Consider the following 19,790-nt stretch of genomic DNA (forward strand, 5'->3'; position numbering starts at 1 on the left):
GTCGAGGTGGCGGAGGTCGAGGACAGCAGCACCGGCTACACCGCCACCAGGACGGCCAGCAGGACGACGCCGGCCAGCAGGGCGCTGAGGTACGTCTGCGCGTTGCCGGTCTGCGCGAGCCGGACGACCCGGCCGAGCAGGTTGGCGCCCGCTCCGCTGCCGCGCACGTAGGTCTCGACGACCTCGCGGTCGAGGAAGCGGACCAGCTTCGCGGCGGCGCCCACCGGGCGGACGAACAGCGCGTGGTAGAGCCGGTCGACGCCGAAGCCGTGCCGGGCCGGGCCGAACAGCGGGCCCAGCAGGGTGCGCCCGGGGTCGGCGACGATCACCTCGGCGGCCGGGGCTCCGCCCTGCTCGGGCACCCTCCCCCAGCCTCCGGCCGGGGCCGGGCGGCCGGTGCCCAGCCGGGCGGTCGCCGAGCGCCAGGCGCCGTACGCGGCGATCACGCCGACCGCGGCGAGCCCGGTCCCGGTGACGGCGGTGACCGCGGAGGGCCGCAGCGAGCCGCCGTCCAGGAGCGCGGGCAGCCAGTCCGAGCGCAGGCCGACGATGCCGAAGCCCATGGTCGGCACGGCCAGCACCCAGAGCGGCCAGCGCATCGCGGGCGGCTCGGCGGTGGCCGGGTCGGCCTCGTCGGGCTCGGGCGAGTACGGCGCGCCGGCCTCGTGGTCGGCCGGTGCCAGGGCCTGGACCCGGGCCTTGGCGGCCGCGGCCGTCGGCACGGCGGCCCCGGCCGGGCTGTGGAACGCCAGCAGGAAGAGCCTGGTCGCGTACGCGGCGGTGAGCAGCGCGGTGAGCCCGGCGGAGATCAACACGATCCACCCGGCCGCCTGCGGCACCGCCGAGGCCGGGCCGAGCCCGTTGGTCAGCGCCTCCCCGTTGGCGGCGTGCTCGGCGGCGGTCAGCACCGCCTCCTTGCTGAAGAAGCCGGAGAACGGCGGCAGCCCGACCAGGGCGACGAGCGCGATGCCCGTCGTCCAGTAGGCGTCCGGCACCCGCTTGCGCAGCCCGGGCATTCGGGACATCGCGGAGATCGAGTTGGTGTGCGCGGCGTGGATCACCACGCCGGCGGCCAGGAACAGCAGCGCCTTGAACGCGCCGTGGCTGACCAGGTGGAAGACCGAGGCCTCGCGGTCCCCGCTGGCCAGCGCGCCGGCCATGTAGCCGAGCTGGCCGACGGTGGAGTAGGCGAGCACCCGTTTGAGGTCGTCCTGGGCGAGCGCGCAGAGCGCCGAGCCGATCATCGTCACGGCGGCCATCACCGCGAGCACGACCAGCGCCGCGCCCGACAGCAGGAACACCGGCAGCAGCCGGGCGACCAGGTAGATGCCGGCCGCGACCATGGTGGCGGCGTGGATCAGCGCGGACACCGGGGTCGGGCCGGCCATCGCGTCCGGGAGCCAGGTGTGCAGCGGGAACTGGGCGCTCTTGCCGGCCACGCCGGCGAGCAGCAGCAGCGCGGTCAGCGTCGGGTGCCCGAGCCGGCCCTCCGTCGCGGCCGCCAGCACGTCCGGGACGCGGAAGCTGCCGGCGTCCGCGCCGAGCAGGAAGATCCCGAACAGGAACGGCACGTCACCGAGCTTGGTGACCAGGAAGGCCTTCAGCGAGGCCGAGCGGGCGTCCGCGGTCTCCCAGTGGTGGCCGATCAGGAAGTACGAGCACAGGCCCATGACCTCCCAGCCGACCAGCAGCACGATCAGGTCGCCCGAGTAGACCACCAGGAACATCGCCGCGGTGAACAGCGAGACCAGCGCCGCGTACGAGGGGTAGCGCGGGTCCTCCTTGAGGTACGCGGTCGAGTAGACCTGGACGCAGGTGGCAACCAGGCCGACCAGCACGGAGATCAGCGAGCTGAAGCCGTCCAGGTGGAGGCCGAGCGTGACGTCCGGGCCGCCGGTCGGGGTGAGCCGGGTGCCGGCGTCCAGGGTCCGGCCGGTGCCGAGCTGGAGGGCGACCACCAGGGCGAGCACGGCCGCGACGGCGACCGGGACGATCGCCAGCGGCCGGGCCAGCCCGGGCGCCTTCCGGCCGACGGCCAGGGTCGCGGCGGCGCCGAGCGCGGGCAGCGCGGGGACGAGTACGGGCAGGGCGAGGTTCATGCGGCGGCCTGGCCCTTCAGTGCCTCGGCTCCGGTCGGCGTCCCGGCGCCGACCGGCGTCTCCTCGACGGCGAGCGCCTCGCCCGGGTCGCCGAGCGCGGTGGCCCGGTCGATGTCCGCGGTGCCCCGGGCCCGGAACAGCAGCAGGACGATGGCGAGCCCCAGCCCGACCTCGGCGGCGGCGACGGTGATGGTGAACAGGGTGAGCGCCTGCCCGGCGTGCAGCGAGTCCCGCAGCCACGCGTCGAAGGCGACCAGGTTGAGGTTGACGGCGTTGAGCATCAGCTCGACGGACATCAGCACCAGGACGGCGTTGCGCCGGGCGAGCACGCCGTACACGCCGACGCTGAACAGCAGCGCGGCGAGGACGGCGGGGTAGGCGAGGTGCATCAGCTCTCCTCCGACGCGGACGGCGCGGACGGCGCGGACGGAGCAGCGGGAGCGGCCGTAGTCGTCGCGTTCACGTTCGCGGCCGCGTTCGCGGCGACCGTCCCGTTGGACCCGACCGGCCGCCCGGCGCGCAGCCTGCCCGCCCGGGGCGGCGGCACCCGCCGCCCCGAGCCGCGCGACAGCACGATCGCGCCGACCAGCGCCGCCAGCAGCAGCACGGACAGCGCCTCGAAGGGCAGCACCCAGTGCCGGAACAGGCTGGCCCCGGTGACGGCGGCCGAGCCGCCGCCTTGGCCGAGGTCGATCCAGGAGGTCCGGAAGGCGTCGACCACCAGCGTGACCAGCGTCCCGGCCGCGGCCAGCGCCACGACCAGGGCCACCCAGCGGTTCTTGGAGTCGGCGTCCGGCGAGCGCCCGATCGGCGCCTTGGTGAGCATCAGCCCGAACAGCACCAGGACGACCACCGAGCCGAGGTAGATCAGCACCTGCACCCAGGCGATGAACTCGGCCGTGAGCAGCAGGAACTCCACCGCCAGCCCGCCGAGCGCGACCACCAGCCAGAGCGCGGCGTGCACCAGCTGCCGGGTGGTCACCGAGACCACGGCCGAGCCGAGCACGGCGATCCCGACCAGCAGGAAGACGATCTCCTGCCCGGTCGGGGACAGGAACGAACGGGCGGCCGGCTCCAGGGAGCCGGTCGCCGCGAGAAGCGTGGTGGCACCGGTCACGCGTCGTCACCCTTCTCCTCGAGGGCCGCCGCGGCGGCGGCCGCCAGCTTGTCCGCGGTCTTGCGCGCGGTGGCCATCTCCTTGGGCTCCTCGGCCGCCGGGTCCAGCGCCGGCGGCGCGGGGACGGTCCACATCCACTCGCGGAGCTTCTCCCGCTCGTGGGTCAGCTCGTGGATGTCGGTCTCCGCGTACTCGAACTCCGGCGACCAGAACAGCGCGTCGAAGGGGCAGACCTCGATGCAGATCCCGCAGTACATGCAGAGCGAGAAGTCGATGGCGAACCGGTCCAGCACGTTGCGGGTGCGGGCCCGGGCGTTCGGCTCGGCGGCCGGCAGCGTCTCCTTGTGGGAGTCGATGTAGATGCACCAGTCCGGGCACTCGCGCGCGCAGAGCATGCAGACCGTGCAGTTCTCCTCCAGCAGCGCGATGACGCCGCGCGAACGCGGCGGCAGCACCGGCTGCACGTCGGGGTACTGCGCGGTGACGCTCTTCCTCGTCATCGTCCGCAGCGTCACGGCCAGGCCCTTGGCGAGCCCGATACCGGGGAAACTCATGAGATCGCCACCTTGATGATGCCGGTGAGGGCCAGCTGGACCAGCGCGAGCGGGATCAGCACCGTCCACGCGAAACGCATCAGCTGGTCCTCGCGCAGACGCGGGTAGGTGACCCGCAGCCAGATGACCACGAAGGCCAGCGCGAAGGTCTTGAGGAGCATCCAGAGCCAGCCGAGCTGGTCCGGCAGCGGTCCGTGCCAGCCGCCCAGGAAGAGCACCGCGGTCAGTGCGGACACCACCAGGATGCCCACGTACTCGGACAGCAGGAACAGGGCGAACCGCAGGCCGGTGTACTCGGTGTACGCGCCGAAGATGATCTCCGAGTCGGCGATCGGCATGTCGAACGGCGGGCGCTGGAGTTCGGCCAGACCGGCCGTGAAGAAGACGAACGCCCCGATCAGCTGCCAGGGCAGCCAGTACCACTCCCAGGCGTCCACGATCCCGGGCAGCGACAGCGTGCCGGCGGCCATCGCCACCGAGGCCGCCGCCAGCACCAGCGGCAGCTCGTACGACATCAGCTGCGCGGCCGTGCGCAGGCCGCCGAGCAGCGAGAACTTGTTCGCCGAGGCCCAGCCGGCCATCAGCTTGCCGATCACGCCGACGCCCATCACGGCGAGCACGAAGAACAGCCCGGCGTCGATCGCCTGGCCGACGAAGCCGTCCGGGCCGACCGGGATCGCCAGCAGCACGAAGAGGTACGGCAGCAGCGAGACGGCGGGCGCCAGCTGGAAGACCCGGCGGTCCGCCCCGGCCGGGACGATGTCCTCCTTCTGCGCGAACTTCACGCCGTCCGCGACGAGCTGCGCCCAGCCGTGGAAGCCGCCCGCGTACATCGGGCCGAGCCGGCCCTGCATGTGCGCCATGACCTTGTGCTCGGTCTGGCCGATGACCAGCGGGAGGACCAGGAAGACGACGAGGGTGGCGACGCAGCGCAGCACCGTGTCGAGCAGGTTCACGCGCCTTCTCCGTCCTGGTCGGCCGGTCCGGCCGAGGTCTCGTCCTTCTGCTCGACCGGCTTGCCCGGCTCGGCGGGCTCAACGGGTTCAGCGGGTTCAGCGGGCTCGCCCGGCTTCTCGCCCGACGGCTTCTCCTCGTGGGCGGGCACCGGGTTGTGCCAGGGCGCGTCGGAGGACCGGGGCGCGTCGGAAGGCCGGGGCCGTACGGGAGCCGCGGGCTCGGCCGTCGGCTCGGCGGCCGGTTCGGCGGGAGCCTCGGCGGCCGTCTGACTGGCCGACCCCTCGGACACCGACCGGGTCCGTCGCGGCCGGTCCGCCCGCACCGGCGGGGCGCCCTCGGCCGGAGCGGCCGCGGGAGCCTCGGCGCCCGCCTGGCTCGCCGACCCCTCCGACACCGACCGGGTCCGCCGCGGCCGGTCCGCCCGCACCGGGGCACCGCCCTCGGCGCCCGCGGCAGCCGCACCCGCACCGGCCGCACCAGCACCGGCACCCGCGCCCGCAGCCGCCCGGGGCGTCCGCGCCGCCGCCCCCGCCGCCCGCGCACCGCGCGCGGGCCGCTCGGCGACCGGCGGCAGGGTGCCCTTGAGCGGCCCCCACTCGTTCGGGTCCGGCACACCGGCCGGCTGCATCTTGCGCCGGGCCGGCCCGGCGCCGTGGTCGGACTCGCCGGGCTCCTTGGCGCCCGGCCAGTCCTTGGCGACCCGGGCCGCGAGCACGAACTCCTTGCGCAGCGGGTTCCCCTCGAAGCCGTCCGGCAGCAGCAGGGTGGCCAGGTGGGGGTGCCCGGGGAAGTCGATGCCGAACATCTCGTGGGTCTCGCGCTCGTGCCAGGAGGCACCGGCGTACACCGGGACGGCGGTCGGCAGCGCGGCCCGGTCGCGCGGCACCCGGGTGCGCAGCGCGAGGTGCCGGACGCCGGGCGCCTCGACGGCGGCCAGGTGCGCGACCACGGAGAAGCCCTCGGCGAGCTCATCGACGGCGCTCAGCCAGTCGAAGAAGCCCAGGCCCAGGACGTCCCGGGCGTTGGTGAGCGCCTCGGTCCAGTGCTCGGCGGGGACGTCGACGGTGACCAGCCCGTACGCCTCGGCGCCGGTCGCCCACTCCCCGACCGACGCCGCGTACTGCTCGGCGGATGTCACGAGACCCCTCCCTCGGTCGAAGCGCCGGCCGCGGAACCGGCCGCGGTCCCGGGTGCGGAGCCTGCCGCGGAGCCGCTCGCGGTACCGGCCGCGGAAGCCCCCGAAGGCCCGGCCACCAGCGGCCGGCGCAGCGCCGCCGCGGGCGCGGGCACGGTGTAGCGGTCCGGCAGGGACTCGGCGGCGATCTTCTCCTGGAGCTTGAGGATGCCCTGGAGCAGCGCCTCCGGCCGCGGCGGGCAGCCGGGCACGTAGACGTCCACCGGGATGATCTGGTCCACGCCCTTGGTGACCGAATAGGAGTCCCAGTAGGGGCCGCCGGAGTTGGAGCAGGCGCCGAAGGAGATGACGTACTTCGGCTCGGGCATCTGCTCGTAGAGGCGCTTGACGGCGGGCGCCATCTTGTCGGTGACCGTCCCGGAGACGATCATCAGATCAGCCTGACGGGGTCCGGGCGCGAACGGGATGACACCCATCCGGATGAAGTCGTGTTTGGCCATGGAGGCGGCGATGAACTCGATCGCGCAGCAGGCCAGCCCGAAGTTGAAGCACCAGAGGCTGTAGCGGCGCCCCCAGTTGAGCACCACCTTGACCGGGTCCGGCGCGAGCCGGGCCAGCGGGCCGAGGCCGCGGCGCTCGACGGCACCGGGGCGCGCGGGGTCCGGCAGGCCGAGCGGGACGGGACCGCCCTGTGCGCCGCCGTGCGAGTGGGAGTGCGTCACGTCCATTCCAGAACGCCCTTCTTCCAGGCGTAGAGCAGCCCGACCGCGAGGAAGCCGATGAACAGGAACATCTCGATCAGCGTCCCGGCGCCGTACCCGGCGGTGGCGAAGACGGTCGCCCAGGGGAACAGGTAGATCGCGTCCACCGCGAAGATCACGTACAGGAAGGCGTACACGTAGTAGCGGATCTGGGTGTGCGCCCAGTCCTCGCCCACCGGGTCCACCCCGCACTCGTAGGCGAGGAGTTTCTCGGGCGAGTACACCACGGGCCGCAGCAGCCGGTTGGCGGTGAACGCCACGGCGACGAAGAGCACCCCGACGACGGCCATCAGGCCCATCGCGGCGTACGCGTCGAAGTAGCCGCTGCCGACCGCCGGGTCGGCCGCGACGGCAGCCGCGTGCTTCCCCTCCATGCCTTCGCCTCCACCTCGGCCGTGAACCCGCCCTCAAGACAGTTCTACGACGTTTGCTCTCACCGGCCCAACCATGGCCAAAGCGTGAGTCTAAGGGGACCGCTCCGCTCCGCCCGAACCCTGCCCGCTCCGCAAGACGGCCGGTGGACACCCGGGCGGGCGTCCGGTGACCGGGCGCGGGGGTGGGGTTAACCCCCGGCCGGGAAGATGTATCACCCCCATGGCCCCCACCGCTCCCGGTTCGGGAAGCTTGGTCCAGCCGCACGACGAAGTAGGGACGGTAGATCCGCATGAAGCCGCTGCACCGCGCCGTGGACGCCATCAAGGAGCAGGACGCCCGGATGGAGCGCCCACCGCTGTACGGCACGAGGATGTGGCACCAGGTCGGCCAGTTGCTGCTGAACCTGCCGCTCGGCATCTTCGGCTTCGTGCTGGCCATGACCGCGCTGTCGGTCGGCCTGGGCCTGTCGGTCACCGTGCTCGGCCTGCCGATGCTGGCCGGCGGCCTGGCCGTCTCGCGCTCCCTGGGCACGCTGGGCCGGCGGCGGGCGCGCGCCGCGTACGGCTCCGCGATCGACGAGCCGGAGCCGGTGAAGCCGCGCCGCCCGGGGGTGGTCGGCTACACCATCGCCCAGCTCACCGACCTGCTGAACTGGCGCTCGGCGCTCTACAACGTGCTGATGCTGCCCTGGGGCGTGCTCAGCTTCGCCCTGACCCTGGTCTCGGTGATTGTGCTCTGGCCGGTGCTGCCCTGGGTGATCCGCGGGCTGGCCTCGGTCGACCGCATCCTGATCGAGTCGCTGCTCTTCCCGGGCGCCCTGGCCGAGCGGGTGCGCGAGCTGGAGGACGACCGCGGCACCGTGGTCGACACCGCCGCCGCCGACCTGCGCCGGATCGAGCGCGACCTGCACGACGGCGCCCAGGCCCGGCTGGTCGCCCTGGCGATGGACCTCGGCATGGCCAAGGAGCGGCTGCGCGAGGTGGAGTCCGAGGACGACATGGCGGCCGCCGCGAAGATGGTCGACAACGCCCACGGCGAGGTGAAGCTGGCCCTCCAGGAGCTGCGCGACCTGGCCCGCGGCATCCACCCGGCGGTGCTCACCGACCGCGGCCTGGACGCCGCGCTGTCCTCGGTCGCCGCCCGCTGCACCGTCCCCGGCGGGGTCCGGGTGAGCGTTGACCTGAGCGGCCCGGACGGGCAGCCCGAGCGCCCGGACTCGGCGGTCGAGGGCATCGCCTACTTCACCGTCAGCGAGCTGCTGACCAACGTCTCCAAGCACGCCGGCGCCCGCTCCGCCACGGTCGAGGTCTGGCGCTCGGACAACCAGCTGATGGTGCTGGTCCAGGACGACGGCAAGGGCGGCGCGGCCCCGTACCCGGGCAGCGGCCTGGCCGGGCTGGCCGAGCGGATCCGCGCGGTGGACGGGGTCTTCCTGGTGGACAGCCCCGACGGCGGCCCGACCACCGTCACCGTCGAGCTGCCCTGGCGCACCCGCACGGCTCGCCGCTGACCACGGGAACAGCACGGCACAGTAGGGCGCCGGGACCTCGTCGAGGCGAAGACGAGGTCCCGGCGCCGTTCCGGTACGGCACCCGGCCCGCTGAACCCTTGCGCGGCGTGCGGCCCGGCGTCCCCGTACCGGGGCTCAGGGGGAGGAGGTCTGGGCGCCTTCCAGTTCGCCGAGGGTGACGTCGGCGGTCTTGCTGCCGCCGTCCCGGGTGTAGGTGACGGTGACCTTGCTGCCCGGGGTGAGCGAGGCGAGCGCGGTGGTGAGCGCGTTCAGCGAGTCGACCTGGGTGTCGCCGATCCTGGTGATGACGTCGCCGGCCCGGAGCCCCGCCGAGGCCGCCGCCCCGCCCGGGGTGACCGCCACGATGACCGCGCCGGCCGGCTGGAACTGCTGGTTGAAGCTGGTCCGGGCGGTGATGCCGAGCGCGGCCCGGCCGGAGTTGGTGACCTTGCCCTGCTTGATCAGCTGGTCGGCGATGTTGGTGATGGTGCTCGCCGGGATGGCGAAGCCGATGCCGGGGGCGGCCGCGCCGTTGCTCTGCGGCTCGGTCGCGGCGAGCGTGTTGATGCCGATCACCTTGCTGTCCAGGTTCACCAGCGCGCCGCCGCTGTTGCCCGGGTTGATCGCCGCCGAGGTCTGCACCATGTTGCCGATGGTGGCGCCCGGCGAGCCGGGGCCCTGGGGTTCGGAGACGGTCCGCCCGGTGGCCGAGACGATGCCCTGGGTGACGCTGCTGGAGAGCCCCAGCGGGCTGCCCATGGCGAGGGTGATCTGGCCGAGCTGGACCTTGCCCGAGTCGCCGAAGCTGGCCGGCCGGAGACCGCTCGGCGGGTTGTTCAGCCGGATCACCGCGAGGTCGGAGTCGGGGTAGCTGGCGACCAGGCCGGCGTCCAGCGTCGTGGTGCTGTTGGCGAGGGTCACCGTGAAGGTCTTCGCGGAGCCGACCACGTGGGCGTTGGTGACGATGTCGCCCTTGTCGTCGTAGACGATCCCGGAGCCGAGGCTGTCGCCGGTGGTGATCTGCACCACGGAGGGCAGCACGTTGGCGATCACCGCCTGGTAGGCGTCCTGCAGCTGGGTCCCGCCGTTCGACTGGCCGGACGCCGCGGAGGCCTGGGTGGAGCCGGGGGACGAGGGCGAGCCGGTGGCGGCGACGGTGGCGGAGGAGGACGTGCCGCTGCTGCAGCCGGCCAGCGCCAGCGCGGCCGCCACGGCGACCACGGCCGCGGCCGGCAGCCGCCCGCCGGGCAGGGGGCTGGTGTGTTCCTTGCGACGGTGCACCTGGCTGCCTCCGATTCGTCACCACGCCGGGGGGCGCGGGCATGAGCGCACGGAAATCCTTGTCAGCTTTTCACCGTTTTGTCCGCTTTGTGGCTTCGACTCGCCCGAACGTGGCGGCCGGATCCGAACGCGGGTGCGCCGGAGATCCCCGAGGCGCGCCCCTAGGATCGGCACATGACTTGGTTGATCACCGGCGGTGCCGGATACATCGGCGGACACGTCGTCCGACAGCTGCTCGACGCCGGGGAGCGCGTCGCCGTCCTGGACGACCTCAGCACCGGCGACGCCTCCCGGCTGCCGGCCGGCGTCCCCCTGATCGAGGGCTCCACCCTGGACCGCGCCGCCCTGGACGCCGCGATCCGCGAGCACGGCGTCGAGGGCATCCTGCACTTCGCCGCCAAGAAGCAGGTCGGCGAGTCCGTCGAGCAGCCGTTCCTGTACTACCGCGAGAACATGATCGGCCTCCAGACCGTCCTGGAGGCCGCCGCCGAGGGCGGGGTGAAGCGCTTCCTCTTCTCCTCCTCCGCCGCGGTCTACGGCATGCCGGACGTCGACCTGGTCACCGAGTCCACGCCCTGCGCCCCGATGAGCCCGTACGGCGAGACCAAGCTGGCCGGCGAGTGGCTGGTCGCCGCGGCCGGCAAGGCCCACGGCATGTCCACCGTGGCCCTGCGCTACTTCAACGTGGCCGGCGCCGCCTCCCCCGAGCTCTCCGACGCCGGGGTGTTCAACCTGATCCCGATGGTCTTCGAGCGGCTCACCGCCGGCGAGGCCCCGCGGGTCTTCGGCGACGACTACCAGACCCCGGACGGCACCTGCGTCCGCGACTTCATCCACGTCTCCGACATCGCCTCGGCGCACGTGGCGGCCGCCAAGCGGATGGCCGCCGACCCGGCCGGCGCGACCTCCCTGGTGCTGAACATCGGCCGCGGCGAGGGCGTCAGCGTCAAGGAGATGCTGGCGGTGATCGGCAAGGTCACCGGCTACGACACCGCCGCCGAGGTGACCCCGCGCCGCCCCGGCGACCCGGCCCGGGTGGTGGCCTCCGCCGACCTGATCCACCGCGAGCTGGGCTGGACCGCCCGCCACGACGTGACCGAGATGGTCTCCTCCGCGTGGGACGGCTGGTGCAGCCGCCACCCCGGGGCCCGCAGGGCCTGATCCGACGGCGCCCGTCCGGCGGTGTCCGCCCCGCGGTTCAGCGGGCGGGCACCGCCGTGCCGTAGAAGGCGTCCAGCGCGTACACGCAGCGGTCCTTGGAGCCGACGAAGACCCGGCCGCCGACCGCCACCGGCGAGCCGGTGAGCTCGCCCTTGGTGCCGAGCTCCCAGCGCAGCTGACCGCTGGCCAGGTCCAGGGTGTGCAGCGAGTGGTCCCGGCTGCCCAGGTGCACCAGGCCGTCGGCCACCGCCGGGGAGCCGACGATCTCGCCGCGGGCGGTGTAGCGCCAGCGCTCCCGGCCGGTGGCCGCCTCGAAGGCGTACAGCACCTCGCCGTTGCCGACCAGCACCATGCCGTCCGAGACCACCACCGGGTCGGCCCCCTGGCGGCGGCCGGTGACCCCGCGCCAGCGGTCCCGGCCGGTGGCCGCGTCCAGCGCGTAGACCGTGCCCAGGTAGTCGGCCACGTAGACCGCGTCGGCGTCCAGGGCGGGCGGGGTGAACAGCACCACCGGGGCGTCGAAGCGCCAGCGCTCGGCCCCGCTGGCCGCGTCCAGCGCGTACACCCGGGTGCCGGCCGACACGTACAGCACGCCGCCGCGCTCGACCGGGTGCGAGGGCACCTCCTCGCCGACCGGGAAGGACCAGCGCAGGCCCGCGCCGCGCGGGTCGACGCAGCGCAGCCGCCCGCCGCCGTAGTAGTAGGCGGCGCCGCCCACCAGGACCGGGCCGGACTGCGGGTTCTCGAAGTCCTGCTGGGCGTCGTCGGCGCGCCACAGCTCGGCGCCGTTGGCGGCCGAGCGGAGCTGGACGCCGCCGCCCCTGATGCCGCAGCAGAGCACACCGTCGGCGGCGGAGAGCGAGTAGACCCAGCCGTCGAGCGAGGTGCGCCAGCGCTCGGTGCCGTCCGCGGCGTCCACGGTGTACAGGTGCGGGCCGTCCGCGGCGTGCACCCGGCCGGCGTCCACCGCGAGCGCCCAGGCCACGTCCCGGGTCTTGTAGCGGCGCTCGCCGGAGGCGATGTCCAGCGCGTGCACCTCGAAGCTGGAGACGAACAGCGTCCCGTCGGCGACCACCGGGGTGCCCCAGACGTCGTTGGACATCCGGAACCGCCAGGGGCGCCAGCGGGCGACCGGCGGGGGCGGCGGGACGGGGGCCCGGCGGACCCAGTCGGTCGTGGCCGGGGCGGTGCTCGGGCCGGGCTGCTCGTGCTCGGCCCGCGGCCCCGGGCCTATCCGGACGGAGGCGCCGGAGAGCTGCACCTCGACGGCGCCGCCGGTGGGCGCCCGGTGCCGGTTCGGGGAGGCGATCTTCGCGGTCGGGATCTCGGCGTCCGAGCCCGGGGCGCGCTGCGGCAGGCTGTGCACCGGCCCGGCCGGCGGCTGGGCGTGCCTCCCGCCCGGATTGGTGCGCGGGTCGGCCGGGCCGGGGTGCTGCGGCGGGACGTGCGCGGGCGGCGCCTGGGGGTGCGGGGGCGGCTGGGCCGGCTCGGCCGGCGGGCGCGGCGGCTGGGCGGCCGGGCGCCGGCCCCGCTTGCGCTCGATCAGCTCCAGCGCGTGGGCGGGCAGCCAGTCCCCGGCCTCGCCGGTGGCGTCGTCCCGGGAGAAGAGGTGCGGGGCGAGCTCGGTCTGGATCTGCGCCGGGGTGGGCCGGCGCTCGGGGGCCTGCTGCATGCAGCGGCGGACCAGGTCCATCAGCTCGGGCGGCATGCCGGTCAGGTCCGGCTCCTCGCGCAGCAGCTGGAACACCGTCTCGACCGGGTTGGTGCCCCGGTAGGGCGGGTGCCCGGTGGCGCAGAAGACCATCAGCGAGCCGAGCGAGAAGACGTCGCTGGCGCCCCGGACGGTGCGGCTGTCCCGGGCCTGCTCGGGGGACATGTAGGCGGGGGTGCCGACCGCGACGTTGGTCATGGTGAGCCGGGTGCTGGAGACCCCGGCCGCGATGCCGAAGTCGATCACCTTCGGGCCGTCCTCGACCACCAGGACGTTGGAGGGCTTGAGGTCGCGGTGGATCAGCCCGGCCGCGTGGATGGACTCCAGGGCCTCGGCGATGCCGGCGACCAGCCAGCGGGTGGCCTCCACCGGCAGCGGGCCGCACTCCTCGACCAGGTCCTCCAGCGAGGGCGCCGGGATGTAGGCGGTGGCCAGCCAGGGCACCCGGGCGTCCGCGTCGGCGTCCACCACCGCCGCCGTGTAGAAGCCGCCGACCGTCTTGGCCGCCGCGATCTCCCGGGCGAAGCGGACCCGGAACAGCTCGTCCTCGGCCAGCTCACCCCGCACGGTCTTGATGGCCACCCGCCGCCCGGCCGCGGAACGCGCCAGGTAGACCAGCCCCATCCCACCCGCGCCGAGCCGCCCCAGCACCTCGAAGGGCCCGATCCGCCTCGGATCGTGCGCCGTCAGCTGGTCCACTCCGCTGCCACCTCCCCGTTGTCCGCACCCGCCGCGTGGTGCCGGACCCGATTCTCCAATGCCGTCCCGCGCATATCCAACCTCCCCCACCCCCTGAAACACGTCGTCCCGGCCCGGAGGACGCCCCGGACAGGCCTCTGACCAGCGAGGACGGAACGACCGGATCCTGACGCCCGCTCCGGGGGCGGCTTGCGCCCGGGGCTCCGGACCGTCCACTTCCGGACGGCACCGCACTCTTCGGTCATCGTCACGCTCTGTCACCCGATCACCCCTCAGCGGACTCGCCGTCACGCTGTGAGATCGCAAGCACACGGGGGGGCTTCAAACAGGGGCTTCGAAGCCCGGTGAATATCCGTCCGAAGTGGTTCATGCCGCTATACCAACCCCCGTGCGGAGTAATAGTCGCATCACCGAATCGCGCCAAGATCGTGCCACGGTAAGCTGACGGCATGACAGGACAAGTTCGCACCGTCGACGGTCGCGTCGCCGGGCGACGCGGACAGGAGACGCGGCAGAAGCTGCTCGACTGCCTCCGCGAGATGCTCAGCACGTCGCCCTATCGGGACGTCAAGGTCATCGACGTCGCCCGTATGGCGGGTACCTCCCCCGCGACCTTCTACCAGTACTTCCCGGATGTCGAGGGCGCTGTCCTCGAAATCGCCGAGGAAATGGCCAAGGACGCCGACCAGCTCAAAGAGCTGGTGGCCGGAAAGTCCTGGGCAGGGAAGTCCGGACCGACCACTTCGGAAGAACTGGTCGACGGATTCCTCGCCTTCTGGCGCAAGAACGACGCCATTCTCCGAGTGGTCACGCTCGGTGCCGCCGAAGGGGACAAGCGGTTCTTCAAGATCCGCATGACGGTCCTCAACGCGGTCGCCAAGCCGCTCGCGGAGGCCGTCAGGGAACTCCAGGCGAAGGGTCAGGCCGACAAGTCGCTCGACCCGAACGCCGTGGCCGGGGCCCTGGTCTCGCTGCTCGCCTCGGCGGCCGAGCACCAGAAGGCCTTCACCTCCTGGGGCGTCAAGGTCAAGGACCTCAAGCCCAACCTCGCTCCCCTGGTGTACCTGGGCGTCACCGGCAAGAAGGCGCCCAAGTAGGACCGTCCACCGACCCACCATCCGCTCCGCGCGCAGCCCCGGCCTCCTGTCCGGGGAACGACGGACGGCGGCCGTGTCCTCGGGGGAGGTCCGCCGACGTACCGCAAGCGCGCCAGACATGCCGCTGGGCGGGCACCCGTGACAGGGTGCCCGCCCAGCGGCGTTGTTCGGGTCCGGACGGCCTCGCGGCGCCCTCGGGCGGCCTTGTGGCGGCCCTCAGGCGGCCTCGTGGCGCCGCCGGGTCGGGGTCAGGGGCAGCGCACGACCTGGCCGGCGTAGGCCAGCCCGCCGCCGAAGCCGAAGAGCAGGACCGGGTCGCCGGGCGAGAGCTCGCCGCGCTCGACCAGCTTGGAGAAGGCCAGCGGGATGGAGGCGGCCGAGGTGTTGCCGGAGTGGACCACGTCCCGGGCCACCACCGCGTCCTCGCCGAGGCCCAGCTTGCCCGCGATCGCGTCGATGATCCGCAGGTTGGCCTGGTGCGGGACGAAGCCCTTCAGCTCGGACGGGGCGATCCCGGCCCGCTCGCAGGCCTGGCGGGCCAGCGGGGCGAGCTGGGTGGTGGCCCAGCGGAAGACCGACTGGCCCTGCTGGCTGATCACCGGGTCCCAGCCGGTGATCACCACGGCGTCGCCCCGCTCGGGCTCGGAGCCCCAGACCACCGGCCCGATGCCGGGCTCGGCGCCCTCCTCCTGGGCCTCGACCACCGCGGCGCCCGCTCCGTCGCCGAAGATCACGCAGGTGGAGCGGTCGGTCCAGTCGAGCGTGTCGGACATCCGCTCGGCGCCGATCACCAGGGCGCGGCGGGCCGAGCCGGCCCGGATCGCGTGGTCGGCGGTGGCCAGGGCGTACGAGAAGCCGGAGCAGACCGTGTTGATGTCGTACGCGGCCGGCGAGCGCACGCCCAGCCGGGCGGCCACGGCGGCGGCGGTGTTGGGGCTGCGCTCGATCGCGGTGCAGGTGGCGACCACGACGAGGTCGATCTCGTCCGCCGTCCGACCGCTGTTGGCGAGCGCCTTCTGCGCGGCCTCGGTGGCGAGGTCGACCAGGGTCTCGTCCTCGGCGATGTGCCGGCTGCGGATGCCGACACGGGTGCGGATCCACTCGTCGTCGGTGTCGACGAGCCCCGCCAGGTCGTCGTTGGTGAGGACCTTGGGGGGCTGGTAGTGGCCGAGTGCCACAATGCGCGAACCGCTCATACTGCCATGGAACCGGGTTACCCGCTGGTCAGCATGGTATGACCGGCGACAGGATCCGCCCCCTCGATCTGTAGGAGGTGGACAAGGGGCCTTGGGGCGCCCGGGTTCCGTGCCCGGCTTCCGCGGACTCCGGGGTCAGAGTGCCAGCGTGGAGGCGTCGCCCATCACGACGACGGGGTGGGCGGCCGGGTCCAGGGTGCGGATCAGCTGGGCCATCTTGTCCTCGGGGATCGACACGCAGCCGTGGGTCGGGCCGTCGTGGTCCACGTGGAGCCAGATGCCGCCGCCCTTCTTGGAGCCCATCGGGCGGCGCGGGTCGAGCGGGGAGTTGCCGGGGACGCGGTTGTAGTTGATCGCGACCACGTAGTCGAAGGAGCCGGCCAGCTGGTCCCCGAAGAAGCCCGTGCCGGAGACCACGAAGCTCGGGTCCTTGTCGTACGGGAGCTTGCTGCCCGGGTCGGCCTTGCGGCCGCCCGCGTCGGTGAGGCTGAAGACGCCGATCGGGCTGCGCAGGTCGCCCTCGTTGTGGTCGGTGGTCCAGCCGCTCTTGCCGTTGTGGCCCTGCCAGGTCTCGCCGGCCAGCCAGCGGCCCTCGGGGGTGCGGGTCCAGAGGGTGACGGCGTTCTTGTCGGTGTTCTTGTCCTGGCCGGAGGCGACCAGCACCTGGGCGGTCTCGGCGGGGATCTGCGCGGTGAACTTCGCGCCGAGGCCGGGTATCGCGGCGACCGAGCCGTCCGTACGGGTCTGGCTGCGGTCGGCGGCGGGGGCCGCGGCCTGCCGGTCGGAGGCGGCCTGGGCGGCCGCGGGGGCCGGGGCGGGGTGGTCGGGCTTGCTGACGCCCTCCGGGCCGGGGCCGTCGGCGGCGGCGATGCCGGGCTTGGCACCGTCCTGGCCGACGGCGTACCAGCCGGCGGTGGCGGCGACCAGCAGCGCGGTGCCGGCCATCACGGCCTTGCCGTGACGTTTCTGCTTGGCCTTGCGCCGGCGTCCCCGCGCGGCCGTCCGGGAACCCGCCACGGGTGCGGCGGGAGCGGCGGCGAGCACGACGGGCCCGGGCTCGAAGGGGACGGTCTCGGGCGCGGGCACCGGCTGGTACACCGACGCCGCCTCGTAGCCGCCCTCCGGCTCACCCTGGTAGGCCTGGAACGGCTGGTCGTACGCCTCGGAGTAGCCGTCAGGAGTCTGCTGGTACGGCTGGTACACGCCCTGGCCGTACTCCTGCGGAACGGGCTGCCGGTACGCCTCGTGCTCGGGGTACGGCTGCTCGTACGACTGCTGCGGCACCCCGTACACCGGCTCCCGCATCGGCTCGTACGACGGGTACTCGGTGGCGCGATGAGAACCGGACATGCTGTCGATCCTGCCAAACGCCGTACCCGTTGGTAAACCCGGGTCAGGTGCGGAGGCCGTGAAGACAACCGCCGCCCGGGCCGACGAGCGGTCCGGGCGGCGGGGATCTTCGCAGGTCAGAGGCGCATCGCCTGCGGGGTCTCGCGACGCTCCAGGTCGGGGCCGTCGTACTCGCGGATGACCTCGTAGCGGGTGTTGCGCTCCACCGGGCGGAAGCCGGCGTCGCGGATCAGCCCGAGCAGGTCGTCGCGGCCGAGCTTGTTCGGGGTGCCGAAGTTGTCCGCGTCGTGGGTGATCTTGTACTCGACCACCGAGCCGTCCATGTCGTCCGCGCCGTGGCTGAGCGCCAGCTGGGCGGTGGTGACGCCGTGCATCACCCAGAAGACCTTGACGTGCGGGACGTTGTCGAAGAGCAGCCGGGAGACCGCGAAGGTCTTCAGCGCCTCGGCGCCGGTGGCCATCTCCGTGCGGGCCATCAGCTTGTTGCGCACGACGCCGTCCTTGGAGTCGTGGAAGTCGTGCTGGTAGCGCAGCGGGATGAAGACCTGGAAGCCGCCGGTCTCGTCCTGGAGCTCGCGCAGCCGCAGCACGTGGTCCACCCGGTGGCGGGGCTCCTCGATGTGGCCGTACAGCATGGTGGCGGGCGTCTTGAGGCCCTTGCCGTGCGCGAGGCGGTGGATCCGCGACCAGTCCTCCCAGTGGGTGTCGTGGTCGACGATGTGCTGGCGGACCTCCCAGTCGAAGATCTCCGCGCCGCCGCCGGTCAGCGACTCCAGACCGGCGTCGATCAGCTCGTCCAGGATCTCGTCGGCGGGCAGGCCGCTGATCTTCTCGAACCAGTGGATCTCGGTGGCGGTGAAGGCCTTCAGCGAGACGTTCGGCAGCGCCGCCTTCAGCTCCCGCAGCGAGCGCGGGTAGTAGCGCCACGGCAGCGTCGGGTGCAGCCCGTTGACGATGTGCAGCTCGGTGAGGGAGTCGACCTCCATCGCCTTGGCGAGGCGGACGGCCTCCTCGATGCGCATCGTGTACGCGTCCTTCTCGCCCGGCTTGCGCTGGAACGAGCAGTACGCGCAGGACGCGCTGCACACGTTGGTCATGTTGAGGTGACGGTTGACGTTGAAGTGGACGACGTCGCCGTTCTTCCGCGTCCGCACGTGGTGGGCCAGCCCGCCCAGCCAGGCCAGGTCGTCGCTCTCGTAGAGCGCGATCCCGTCCTCGCGGGTCAGCCGCTCACCCGCGTAGACCTTCGCCTCCAGCTCGCGCTTGAGCCCTGCGTCCATGCGGTGACCCGCCTCCTCCGACATTCGATTCCTTGCCGGAATGAGCGTACGCCTATGCCGAGAGCAGCTCGGCGAGCAGTGTCGGGTCGATGTTGCCTCCGCTGACCACGGCCGCCACCGACTGGCCCCCGGTCTCGGCGGCGCGGTGGAAGTAGGCGGCCGGGGCGACCGCCCCGGAGGGCTCGGCGACGAGCCGGCCGCGGCGGGCCAGCACGGCCACGGTGGCGCGGATCTCGTCCTCGGTGACGGTGACGATGTCGTCCACGTAGGCGGCGACGTGCTCGAACGGCAGCACGCCGAGCGACGGGGTGCGCAGCCCGTCCGCGATGGTCCGGTAGGTGTCGGCGACCGGCCACTCGACCCGGCGGCCGGCCCGCAGGCTGGCCCGGGCGTCGGCGGCCAGCTCGGGCTCCACGCCGATCACCCGGATACCGGGGCGGGTGAGCTTGAGCGCGGCCGCCGTCCCGCCGATCAGGCCGCCGCCGCTGACCGGCACCAGGACGGTGTCCAGGTCGGCCGGGGCGTCCTCGGCGATCTCCAGGCCGACCGTGCCCTGGCCCGCGATGATGAACGGGTCGTCGTACGGGGGCACCCAGACGTAGCCGTGCTTCCCGGCCAGCTCACCGGGCAGGGTGTCCCGCTCCTCCGGCGCCACCAGGATCACCTCGGCGCCGAACGAGCGGGTGGCCTCCACCTTCACCGCGGGCGAGGTGTCCGGCATCACGATCACGGCCTTGATGCCGAGCTCCCGGGCCGCGTACGCCACCGCCTGCGCGTGGTTGCCGCTGGACTGGGCCACCACGCCCCGGGCGCGCTCGTCCTCGGTGAGCGCGGCCAGCCGGTTGTAGGCGCCGCGGGTCTTGAAGGCCCCGGTCGGCTGGAGGTTCTCGGGCTTCAGCCAGAGCCGCCGCTCCCCCTCGGCCGCCCAGGGGGCGGGAACCAGCGGGGTGCGCACGGCGACCCCCGCGATCCGCTGCCGAGCCGCGCGCAGCTCCTCCAGTCCGACCAGTGCCATACGTCACTCTCCTACAGGAGGAAGTTCACTCACCCGGTTTTCCCACTTGGTGGAGAGTACGACGGTGGTGCGGGTCCGGGCCACGCCCTTCGTGCCCGAGATCCGCTTGACCACCGATTCCAGGCCGGCCACGTCGGCCACCCTGACCTTCAGCATGTAGGAGTCGTCACCGGCGATGAACCAGCAGTCCTCGACCTCGTTGAGGTCCTTCAGCCGGTGCGCGACGTCCTCGTGGTCCGCGGCGTCGGTGAGCTGAAGGCCGATCAGGGCCGTGACGCCGAAGCCGAGCGAGGCCGGGTTGACCGTCGCCCGGTAGCCGGTGATCACCCCGGCCTGCTCCAGGCGGTTGATCCGGTCCGTGACGCTCGGGCCGGAGAGCCCGACCAGCCGGCCCAACTCGGCGTAGGACGCACGGCCGTTCTCCCGGAGCGCCTGGATGAGCTGTCTGTCCACCGTGTCCATATACCGTCCGCGTCCTTCCGAACCTCACCA

18 protein-coding genes are annotated in these 19,790 nt (G+C 73.2%); 3 read left to right on the forward strand and 15 right to left on the reverse strand.

Going from position 1 to position 19,790, the window contains the following annotated elements:
- Positions 1-35: 35 nt before the first annotated feature.
- The 8 genes from AMK13_RS23750 to AMK13_RS23785 are packed head-to-tail and all read right to left on the reverse strand — an operon-like array spanning position 36 to position 6,997.
- Positions 36-2,099: an NADH-quinone oxidoreductase subunit 5 family protein gene (locus AMK13_RS23750; RefSeq protein ID WP_074003992.1), complete on the reverse strand. Its 2,064-nt coding sequence runs from the start codon at positions 2,097-2,099 to the stop codon at positions 36-38.
- The gene (gene nuoK, locus AMK13_RS23755; protein ID WP_049660586.1) at positions 2,096-2,488 is read right to left on the reverse strand and encodes an NADH-quinone oxidoreductase subunit NuoK; all 393 of its coding nucleotides are present in this window, start codon (positions 2,486-2,488) and stop codon (positions 2,096-2,098) included. The genes AMK13_RS23750 and nuoK overlap by 4 nt, the downstream gene beginning before the upstream one ends.
- A complete protein-coding gene (locus AMK13_RS23760; protein WP_074003993.1) occupies positions 2,488-3,216 on the reverse strand; it encodes an NADH-quinone oxidoreductase subunit J family protein in 729 nt (242 codons plus the stop codon). The genes nuoK and AMK13_RS23760 overlap by 1 nt, the downstream gene beginning before the upstream one ends.
- On the reverse strand, positions 3,213-3,770 hold the full coding sequence (locus tag AMK13_RS23765; protein ID WP_074003994.1) for a NuoI/complex I 23 kDa subunit family protein: 558 nt from the start codon (positions 3,768-3,770) through the stop codon (positions 3,213-3,215). Before AMK13_RS23765 ends, AMK13_RS23760 begins: the two co-directional genes overlap by 4 nt.
- Positions 3,767-4,726, reverse strand: a complete 960-nt coding sequence (gene nuoH, locus AMK13_RS23770) for an NADH-quinone oxidoreductase subunit NuoH (RefSeq protein ID WP_375876941.1) — start codon at positions 4,724-4,726, stop codon at positions 3,767-3,769. Before nuoH ends, AMK13_RS23765 begins: the two co-directional genes overlap by 4 nt.
- On the reverse strand, positions 4,723-5,865 hold the full coding sequence (locus tag AMK13_RS23775) for an NADH-quinone oxidoreductase subunit C (protein ID WP_074003995.1): 1,143 nt from the start codon (positions 5,863-5,865) through the stop codon (positions 4,723-4,725). Before AMK13_RS23775 ends, nuoH begins: the two co-directional genes overlap by 4 nt.
- Positions 5,862-6,590: an NADH-quinone oxidoreductase subunit B gene (locus tag AMK13_RS23780; RefSeq protein ID WP_074003996.1), complete on the reverse strand. Its 729-nt coding sequence runs from the start codon at positions 6,588-6,590 to the stop codon at positions 5,862-5,864. Before AMK13_RS23780 ends, AMK13_RS23775 begins: the two co-directional genes overlap by 4 nt.
- Complete coding sequence (locus AMK13_RS23785; protein ID WP_049657666.1) at positions 6,581-6,997, reverse strand: NADH-quinone oxidoreductase subunit A; 417 nt, start codon at positions 6,995-6,997, stop codon at positions 6,581-6,583. The genes AMK13_RS23780 and AMK13_RS23785 overlap by 10 nt, the downstream gene beginning before the upstream one ends.
- 341 nt (positions 6,998-7,338) lie before the next feature.
- Here AMK13_RS23785 and AMK13_RS23790 point away from each other — a divergent pair, with 341 nt between their 5' ends.
- Positions 7,339-8,508: a sensor histidine kinase gene (locus AMK13_RS23790; protein ID WP_049657675.1), complete on the forward strand. Its 1,170-nt coding sequence runs from the start codon at positions 7,339-7,341 to the stop codon at positions 8,506-8,508.
- 135 nt (positions 8,509-8,643) lie between these two features.
- Here the strand turns inward: AMK13_RS23790 and AMK13_RS23795 are convergent, their stop codons facing one another.
- A complete protein-coding gene (locus AMK13_RS23795; RefSeq protein WP_074004053.1) occupies positions 8,644-9,759 on the reverse strand; it encodes a S1C family serine protease in 1,116 nt (371 codons plus the stop codon).
- Positions 9,760-9,963: 204 nt separating this feature from the next.
- Here AMK13_RS23795 and galE point away from each other — a divergent pair, with 204 nt between their 5' ends.
- Entirely contained in the window at positions 9,964-10,950 is a 987-nt protein-coding gene (gene galE, locus AMK13_RS23800) for a UDP-glucose 4-epimerase GalE (RefSeq protein WP_074003997.1), read from the forward strand.
- A gap of 37 nt (positions 10,951-10,987) precedes the next feature.
- On the opposite strand, the gene AMK13_RS23805 is transcribed toward galE, so the two are convergent.
- Positions 10,988-13,360, reverse strand: a complete 2,373-nt coding sequence (locus AMK13_RS23805) for an outer membrane protein assembly factor BamB family protein (RefSeq protein ID WP_074003998.1) — start codon at positions 13,358-13,360, stop codon at positions 10,988-10,990.
- Between the two features lie 449 nt (positions 13,361-13,809).
- Here AMK13_RS23805 and AMK13_RS23810 point away from each other — a divergent pair, with 449 nt between their 5' ends.
- On the forward strand, positions 13,810-14,457 hold the full coding sequence (locus AMK13_RS23810; RefSeq protein ID WP_049651546.1) for a TetR family transcriptional regulator: 648 nt from the start codon (positions 13,810-13,812) through the stop codon (positions 14,455-14,457).
- Positions 14,458-14,705: 248 nt separating this feature from the next.
- Here the strand turns inward: AMK13_RS23810 and AMK13_RS23815 are convergent, their stop codons facing one another.
- The 5 genes from AMK13_RS23815 to AMK13_RS23835 form a co-directional block, all read right to left on the reverse strand.
- Positions 14,706-15,653 carry a beta-ketoacyl-ACP synthase III gene (locus tag AMK13_RS23815; RefSeq protein WP_049651545.1) on the reverse strand — a complete coding sequence of 316 codons (948 nt, stop codon included), beginning with the start codon at positions 15,651-15,653 and terminating at the stop codon, positions 14,706-14,708.
- 135 nt (positions 15,654-15,788) lie between these two features.
- On the reverse strand, positions 15,789-17,003 hold the full coding sequence (locus tag AMK13_RS23820; RefSeq protein ID WP_338016324.1) for a L,D-transpeptidase family protein: 1,215 nt from the start codon (positions 17,001-17,003) through the stop codon (positions 15,789-15,791).
- A 116-nt stretch (positions 17,004-17,119) separates the two neighbouring features.
- A complete protein-coding gene (mqnE, locus tag AMK13_RS23825) occupies positions 17,120-18,283 on the reverse strand; it encodes an aminofutalosine synthase MqnE (RefSeq protein WP_049651548.1) in 1,164 nt (387 codons plus the stop codon).
- A gap of 52 nt (positions 18,284-18,335) precedes the next feature.
- Positions 18,336-19,298, reverse strand: coding sequence for a threonine ammonia-lyase (locus tag AMK13_RS23830; RefSeq protein ID WP_074003999.1), 963 nt, complete (start codon positions 19,296-19,298; stop codon positions 18,336-18,338).
- A 3-nt stretch (positions 19,299-19,301) separates the two neighbouring features.
- Entirely contained in the window at positions 19,302-19,760 is a 459-nt protein-coding gene (locus tag AMK13_RS23835; RefSeq protein WP_049651543.1) for an Lrp/AsnC family transcriptional regulator, read from the reverse strand.
- Positions 19,761-19,790: the final 30 nt, after the last annotated feature.

It is taken from the genome of Streptomyces sp. CB02056 (assembly GCF_001905545.1).
In the GTDB taxonomy this organism is placed as follows: Bacteria; Actinomycetota; Actinomycetes; order Streptomycetales; family Streptomycetaceae; genus Kitasatospora.

What these genes read in the sequence shown, in the direction of transcription:
- AMK13_RS23750 (WP_074003992.1), bottom strand. Translation starts at nt 2,099, where the DNA reads ATGAACCTCGCCCTGCCCGTACTCGTCCCCGCGCTGCCCGCGCTCGGC.
- nuoK (WP_049660586.1), bottom strand. Translation starts at nt 2,488, where the DNA reads ATGCACCTCGCCTACCCCGCCGTCCTCGCCGCGCTGCTGTTCAGCGTC.
- AMK13_RS23765 (WP_074003994.1), bottom strand. Translation starts at nt 3,770, where the DNA reads ATGAGTTTCCCCGGTATCGGGCTCGCCAAGGGCCTGGCCGTGACGCTG.
- AMK13_RS23780 (WP_074003996.1), bottom strand. Translation starts at nt 6,590, where the DNA reads ATGGACGTGACGCACTCCCACTCGCACGGCGGCGCACAGGGCGGTCCC.
- AMK13_RS23785 (WP_049657666.1), bottom strand. Translation starts at nt 6,997, where the DNA reads ATGGAGGGGAAGCACGCGGCTGCCGTCGCGGCCGACCCGGCGGTCGGC.
- AMK13_RS23790 (WP_049657675.1), top strand. Translation starts at nt 7,339, where the DNA reads ATGGAGCGCCCACCGCTGTACGGCACGAGGATGTGGCACCAGGTCGGC.
- galE (WP_074003997.1), top strand. Translation starts at nt 9,964, where the DNA reads ATGACTTGGTTGATCACCGGCGGTGCCGGATACATCGGCGGACACGTC.
- AMK13_RS23810 (WP_049651546.1), top strand. Translation starts at nt 13,810, where the DNA reads ATGACAGGACAAGTTCGCACCGTCGACGGTCGCGTCGCCGGGCGACGC.
- AMK13_RS23815 (WP_049651545.1), bottom strand. Translation starts at nt 15,653, where the DNA reads ATGAGCGGTTCGCGCATTGTGGCACTCGGCCACTACCAGCCCCCCAAG.
- AMK13_RS23820 (WP_338016324.1), bottom strand. Translation starts at nt 17,003, where the DNA reads ATGTCCGGTTCTCATCGCGCCACCGAGTACCCGTCGTACGAGCCGATG.
- mqnE (WP_049651548.1), bottom strand. Translation starts at nt 18,283, where the DNA reads ATGGACGCAGGGCTCAAGCGCGAGCTGGAGGCGAAGGTCTACGCGGGT.
- AMK13_RS23830 (WP_074003999.1), bottom strand. Translation starts at nt 19,298, where the DNA reads ATGGCACTGGTCGGACTGGAGGAGCTGCGCGCGGCTCGGCAGCGGATC.
- AMK13_RS23835 (WP_049651543.1), bottom strand. Translation starts at nt 19,760, where the DNA reads ATGGACACGGTGGACAGACAGCTCATCCAGGCGCTCCGGGAGAACGGC.